Origin of the sequence: Pseudomonas sp. HMWF006 (genome assembly GCF_003061205.1) — a bacterium.
GTDB classification, from domain to species: Bacteria; Pseudomonadota; Gammaproteobacteria; order Pseudomonadales; family Pseudomonadaceae; genus Aquipseudomonas; species Aquipseudomonas monsensis.
In genome coordinates this window covers 5,877-9,300 of sequence record NZ_QAIU01000532.1, presented here as the reverse complement: position 1 = coordinate 9,300, position 3,424 = coordinate 5,877, and the positions used below count along the sequence as shown (strand labels likewise).

General features: G+C 61.8%; 4 protein-coding genes. 2 read left to right on the top strand and 2 right to left on the bottom strand.

Going from position 1 to position 3,424, the window contains the following annotated elements; translation table 11 throughout:
• Both DBR24_RS33480 and DBR24_RS23995 read left to right on the top strand, forming a co-directional pair.
• Positions 1 to 566, top strand: a 566-nt coding sequence (locus tag DBR24_RS33480) for an FAD-dependent oxidoreductase (protein WP_256591782.1), incomplete at its 5' end; no start/stop codon positions are given.
• Positions 567 to 662: 96 nt separating this feature from the next.
• Complete coding sequence (locus tag DBR24_RS23995; protein WP_128615981.1) at positions 663 to 1,598, top strand: 1-aminocyclopropane-1-carboxylate deaminase/D-cysteine desulfhydrase; 936 nt, start codon at positions 663 to 665, stop codon at positions 1,596 to 1,598.
• A 178-nt stretch (positions 1,599 to 1,776) separates the two neighbouring features.
• Here the strand turns inward: DBR24_RS23995 and DBR24_RS23990 are convergent, their stop codons facing one another.
• Positions 1,777 to 2,331 carry a cytochrome b gene (locus DBR24_RS23990; RefSeq protein WP_128615980.1) on the bottom strand — a complete coding sequence of 185 codons (555 nt, stop codon included), beginning with the start codon at positions 2,329 to 2,331 and terminating at the stop codon, positions 1,777 to 1,779.
• 191 nt (positions 2,332 to 2,522) lie between these two features.
• Positions 2,523 to 3,350, bottom strand: coding sequence for a phosphonoacetaldehyde hydrolase (phnX, locus tag DBR24_RS23985; RefSeq protein ID WP_128615979.1), 828 nt, complete (start codon positions 3,348 to 3,350; stop codon positions 2,523 to 2,525).
• Positions 3,351 to 3,424: the final 74 nt, after the last annotated feature.

Below are 3,424 nucleotides of genomic sequence, written 5' to 3'. Positions count from 1 at the left end.
TGATTCTGGAGCGCAAACCGGTTGGCAAGCGGGTCGCGGTGATCGGCGCCGGCGGTATCGGTTTCGACGTCAGCGAATTCCTCGTGCATGAAGGCGTGGCCACCAGTCTGGATCGCGCCGCGTTCTGGAAAGAGTGGGGCATCGACACCCATCTGGAAGCCCGGGGTGGCGTGGCCGGTATCAAAGCCGCGCCGCACGCACCGGCCCGCGAGGTATTCCTGCTGCAACGCAAGAAGTCCAAGGTCGGCGACGGCCTGGGCAAGACCACCGGCTGGATTCACCGCACGGGCCTGAAGAACAAGCAGGTACAAATGCTCAACAGCGTCGAATACCTGAAGATCGACGACGAAGGCCTGCACATCCGCATTGGCGACACCGGCGAGCCGCAAGTGCTGGCGGTGGACAACATCGTGATCTGTGCCGGTCAGGATCCGCTGCGTGAGCTGCACGACGGCCTGGTCGAAGCGGGGCAGAACGTGCACCTGATCGGCGGTGCCGATGTGGCGGCGGAGCTGGATGCCAAGCGTGCGATCAACCAGGGCTCGCGGCTGGCGGCTGAACTGTAATCCAGCGATAACCCTTGTGGGAGCGGGCAAGGCCGCTCCCACAGGGGGATGTGTTTTGGCTGTTAAGATGGCGGTTCTTGTTCCGGAACCGCCTGCATGTTTTTGCCTTCCTCCGACTGGCTGCCCCAAGCCCCTCTCGAACCCCTTCAACTCGACTGGCTCACCCGTGCCGGCATTGAGGTCGCGATCCTGCGTCTGGACCGGATCGACCCGCTGATCAGCGGCAACAAGTGGTTCAAACTCATCGAACACCTCAAGGCAGCCGATCTCGCGGGCGCTGAAGGCATCATCAGCCTCGGGGGCGCGCATTCCAATCATCTGCATGCGTTGGCGGCGGCAGGCAAGCGGCTGGGGTTCAAAACCGTGGGGCTGTTGCGTGGCCATGCGCAGCAAACGCCCACGGTGAAGGACCTGCAGGCGTTCGGCATGCACCTGCACTGGCTGGGTTTTGCCGGTTATCGCGCGCGGCATGCAACGGATTTCTGGGTGCCGTGGCAGGCGCAGTATCCGACGTTGCAGGCGGTGCCGGAGGGCGGCGGAGGATTGGCGGGCGCCTTGGGCTGCAAGGTACTCAAGGCGCAGGTTTGCGCACAATTAAGCAATCTTGGCTGGGACGATTACCACGGCTGGTGGCTGGCCTGCGGCACCGGAACCACCCTGGCCGGGTTGGTGTTGGCCGAGGCGGGCGAGCACCCGGTATATGGCGCTCTCGCGGTGCCGGAGGATCATGGCGTCGCGCCGCAGGTCGAGACGATCCTTCACGAAGCCGGCCTGGGCCCTGGCGGGTACGAGCTGATCGACGCCAGTCGGGGTGGATTTGCCAAGGTCGATCCAACGTTGCTGGCATTCATCGAGCAGACCGAACAGGTCAGCGGTGTACCGCTGGAACCGCTGTATACCGGCAAGGCTTTGCTGGCGCTCAAGCAACGCATTGAAGCGGGCCGGTTTGCACATGGCACTCGGCTGGTCTTCGTGCATAGCGGTGGGTTGCAGGGACGTAGAGGATTCAGCCCCCTGCCATCGGGCGAATAACTTTCTGTGGCGAGGGGGCTTGCTCCCGCCGGGCTGTGCAGCAGCCCAAAACCGGATGACGCGGGTTGCTGGATTAATCCCGACCTCAGGGTTTACGACGACTGCACCGCCGAGCGGGAGCAAGCTCCCTCGCCCCAGGTAAATCCCCTCAGCGCCAAGCCAATCGCCCGCCTGGAGATCAGCGTTCGACCCGTTTGGGCATCATCCGCAACAACGTGTTATCACCCACCACATAGTGGTGATAAATCCCCGCCAGTGCATGCAGCCCGATCAGCCAGTAACCGATTGTGGCGATCAGCACGTGCCAGCCTTCCACTTGTTTGGCGAATGCCTTGTTTTCCCCCACCAGCAGCGGCAGGTCGAAACCATAGAACATCACTTGATGCCCTTCGGCGCTGGTAATCAGCCAGCCGAGAATCGGCATGCTGATCATGAACAGGTACAGCGCCCAATGCATCAGCCGCGCCACAGTGATCTGCCAGCGTGGTGACGCGGGGAAAATCTTCGGCGCCGGGCCGAGGCTGCGCGCCAGCAGGCGAAACCACACCAGCACGAACACGGTCAGGCCGAGCATGTAATGCACTTCGCGGATCAGCGTGCGGCCGCCGCTGCCTTTGGGGAAGATACCGCGCAGTTCCATGCTGGCGTACACCAGCACCAATAACACCAGCATCAGCCAGTGCAGCAGGACCGACACGGTGCTGTAGCGTGATTCGGAACTTGTCCACGGCATACGGTGTTTCCTCACAGATCAGGGTCGAGTCGTGCCGTTCTTGTGCGACGGCCTGCTTTAACTGTAATCCGCTTTGGCGGATTTGCCTGACGCTGATCGGTCTTTCACTGCTCTGAATCAAGGGGTGGGGCAATAAAAAACGCCAGTGTCGGGCAGACACTGGCGTTTTTTGTTTGTCGCGAGCGACAGCATCAGCTCGATTGCGGCATTTCACCGTTGGCCAGACGCTTGTTGATGTCGGCGATCACTTGCGGCAGATCGCTGATGGTGTCGATCATGTAGTGCGGGCGCGAGCCTGCGAACAGGGCGTGGATACGCTTGCGCTCACTGGCCAGCACGTCGCTGCTCAGGGCGCGGAACCCTTGGTAATCCAGGCCCAGCGCATTGCCGGAGCAGATCAGCGCGACGGTCCACATGCCGGCACGACGACCTTCGAGAATGCCCGGCACGGTGTCGTCGATCTTCACGCACGCGGCCACGTCGTCGATGCCCAGTGCAATCACGTTGGCCAACGCCTGTGCCGGCCAAGGGCGACCGTTCGGCACTTCGTCGGTGGCGACCACGTGGTCGGCGATGTAGCCGTTGGTGGCGGCCAGCTGCACAACTTTATCCATCACCTGCTTCGGATAGCCCGAGCAGGAACCGATCTTGATCCCCTGCTGACGCAGATTGGCGATGGTCTCCAGGGCGCCGGGAATCAGCGCCGAGTGCTCGGCAATCTTCTCGATCTGCAGTGGCATGAAGCGGTTGTAGATCGCGGTGACGTCATCGTCGGTCGGTGTGCGGCCGAATGCCTTGCGATAGCGCTCGGCGACCTGCGGCTGATCGCACAGGGTGCGGATGTGATCCCACTTGCCCATGCCCATCGGGCCACGGGCCTCTTCGATGGAGACCTGTACATCGAATTCGGCGAAGGCCTCGACGAAGATCTGGGTGGGGGCGAAGGAGCCGAAATCGACCACGGTGCCGGCCCAGTCGAGGATGGCGGCTTGCAGTTTGTCTGGATTTACATAATTCATGGCAATCAATTCCTGAGTTGGCAATGCAATTCAAACGGTAGGAGTGAGCCTGCTCGCGATAGCGGTTGATCATT